This is a genomic window from Streptomyces alanosinicus (assembly GCF_014650595.1).
GTDB classification, from domain to species: domain Bacteria; phylum Actinomycetota; class Actinomycetes; order Streptomycetales; family Streptomycetaceae; genus Streptomyces; species Streptomyces alanosinicus.
The window spans coordinates 1-3,039 of the sequence record NZ_BMVG01000118.1; the positions used below are offsets into that span (position 1 = coordinate 1).

General features: G+C 73.8%; 1 protein-coding gene. It reads left to right on the forward strand.

Going from position 1 to position 3,039, the window contains the following annotated elements:
* Positions 1–3,039: non-ribosomal peptide synthetase (locus tag IE277_RS46435; RefSeq protein WP_189960151.1), on the forward strand; the 3,039-nt coding region annotated here is incomplete at both ends.

Sequence of the window (3,039 nt, forward strand, 5' to 3'; positions counted from 1 at the left end):
ACAACCCCACCTTCCGAAACCTCCTCACCCGCGTCCGCACCACCGACCTCGACGCCTACAGCCACCAGGACCTCCCCTTCGAACAACTCGTCGAGGCACTCAACCCGCAACGGTCCCTGTCCCGGCAGCCCCTGTTCCAGGTGATGCTGGCGCTGGACAACACCTCCCCCGCCGCCGTCACCGTGCCCGGGCTGCGCGTGCGGCCCCGGGTCGTCCGGGCCGGCGTCGCCCGCTTCGACCTGACCCTCGACCTCGCCGAGACACCGGACGGCGGCGGCCTCAAGGGCACCCTTGAGTACGCCACCGACCTGTTCGAGCGGGACACCGCCGCCGCGCTCATGGACCGCCTGGTGCGGCTGCTCCGCCTGGCCGTGGCCGCCCCCGCCGTCCCCGTGTCCGACCTGGACGTCCTGCGGCCGGGCGAGGCACGGCTGGTGACCGAGCAGTGGAACGCGCCCGCCCTGCCCGCCGTGGCGCGCCGGACGCCGCGCACCGTCCAGGAACGGTTCGCCGAGCAGGCAGCCCGCACCCCGGACGCCGTCGCGCTGCGTGAGGCCGACGGTGAACACGTCACCTACCGCGAGCTCGACGCTCGGCAGCGCCGCCTCGCCGGACGGCTGCGCGCCCTGGGTATCGGTCCCGGCAGCCGGGTCGCCATCCTCCAGGAGCGCTCCACGGCACTGGTCGTCAGTACGCTGGCCGTGCTGCGCGCCGGAGCCGCGTACGTCCCGCTGAACCCGGACGACCCCGCCGGACGCATGCGGCACGTCCTGGCCGAGACGGGCGCCGCGGCACTGCTCACCGACCGCGACCCGGGCGACGCCCTGCCCGCCGCGGACACCGCCGTACCGGTGCTGCGCGTCGACCTCGCGGAGGCGGCAGGGAAGGTTCCCGACGGCCCGCTCTGCGCGGGCCGGGCCGACGACCTCGCCTACGTCATGTACACCTCGGGCTCGACCGGTGCGCCCAAGGGCATCGCCGTGACCCACGCGAACATCCTGGCCCTGGTCGACGACCACCACTGGCGCTCCGGCGCGCACGGCCGCGTCCTGCTGCACTCGCCGTACGCGTTCGACGCGTCCACCTACGAGATGTGGGTGCCGCTGCTGCACGGCGGGGAGGCCGTCCTGGCCCCGGCCGGCCGGATCGACTCTGCCGCCCTGGCCGACGCCCTCGGCCGGCACGGCGTCACCGCGGTGTTCCTCACCACGGCCCTGTTCAACCACCTGGTCGAGGAGCACCCCGACTGTCTGTCCGGGGTGCGTGAGGTGTGGACCGGAGGGGAGTTCGTCGCCCCGGGCGCCATCCGTCAGGCCCTCGCACAGTGCCCCGGCACGACGGTCGTCCACGTCTACGGCCCCACGGAGACCACCACGTTCGCCGTCTGCCGTCCGCTGACCGGCCCGGCACCGGTCAGGGGCGAGACGGTCCCGATCGGCCGGGCGCTGGACGGCGACCGCTGCTTCGTGCTCGACGAGCGGCTGCGCCCGGTGCCGCCCCACGTCGTGGGCGAGCTGTACATCGCGGGCGAGGGCGTGGCCCGGGGTTACGTCGGCCGGCCGGGCCTGACGGCGGAACGGTTCGTGGCGTGCCCGTTCGGGGCTGCGGGCGAGCGCATGTACCGCACCGGCGACCTGGCGCGCTGGACGGCCGACGGACAGCTCGTCTTCGTGGGCCGCTCCGACGACCAGGTGAAGATCCGCGGCCACCGTATCGAGCCCGGTGAGATCCAGACCGCCCTCCTGGACGACCCGACCGTGGCGCACGCCGTCGTGACCGTCCTGGACGACGCGGCGGTCGGCCGTCGTCTCGCCGCCTACGTCGTTCCCGCCGACCCGGCGGCACCGCCCGTCGTGGACCGGCTGCGGGCCCGGCTCGCCGAGCGGTTGCCGGGGTTCATGGTGCCGGGTGTGTTCGTGGTGCTGGACGCGTTGCCGCTGACACCGAACGGGAAGGTCGACCGGCGGGCCCTGCCGGCGCCCCGCACCGCCGAACGCGCCGGCACCGGCCGCTCCGCCGGCTCCCCCGAGGAGGACATGGTCTGCCGGGTCTTCGCCGAGGTACTCGGACTCGCCCGGGTCGGAGCGGACGCCCACTTCTTCGACCTCGGCGGCCACTCCCTGCTGGCCACCCGCGTGGTGGGCCGGCTGCGCTCGCTGTTCGGCGTCGAACTGCCCATCCAGGCGCTGTTCGACACCCCCACCCCGGCAGGTCTGGCCCAACGGCTCGACAGCGCGGCAGGACGATCCCGCCCCGCCGTGACCCGCCGCGCACGACCGGACGTACTGCCCCTGTCGTCCGCCCAGCGGCGCTTGTGGTTCCTGCACCGGCTGGAAGGATCCGGCGCCACCTACAACATCCCCCTCGCCCTGGAGATCGACGGCCGACTGGACGTAGCCGTGCTCCAGGCCGCCGTCAACGACGTGGCCGCCCGGCACGAACCGCTGCGCACGGTCATCGTGGAGCGCGAGGGCGTTCCCGAGCAGATCGTCCACGACCCGGCGCCCGACCTGGTGCGTGTGGACACGCACGAGGTCGAGGCGGACCGTCTGCCGGCAGCCCTCGCCCAGGCGGTGACGTATCCCTTCGACCTGGGCCGTGAACTCCCTCTGCGCGTGGCCGTGTTCCACACCGGCGCGGAGCGGTGCACCGTGCTGCTGCTGGTGCACCACATCGCCGGCGACGGCTGGTCACTGCGCCCCCTGCTGCGAGACCTCACGCAGGCGTACGCGGCACGACAACGCGGGAACGCGCCACAGTGGGCACCACTCCCGGTGACGTACACCGACTACACCCTGTGGCAGCGCGACCTCCTCGGCGACCAGGACGAACCGGGCACCCTCGCCCACGACCAACTCGCCTACTGGCGACGGACACTGACCGGCATACCCGAACAACTCGCCCTGCCCACCGACCGCCCCCGCCCGGCGGTGACCAGCTTCCGCGGCGATGTCCACCGGGTGCGGTTCAGCGGCTCCCTGCACCGGGCGCTGCTGGGCCTGGCACGGGAGACCGGCACCACCCTGTTCATGGTGATAC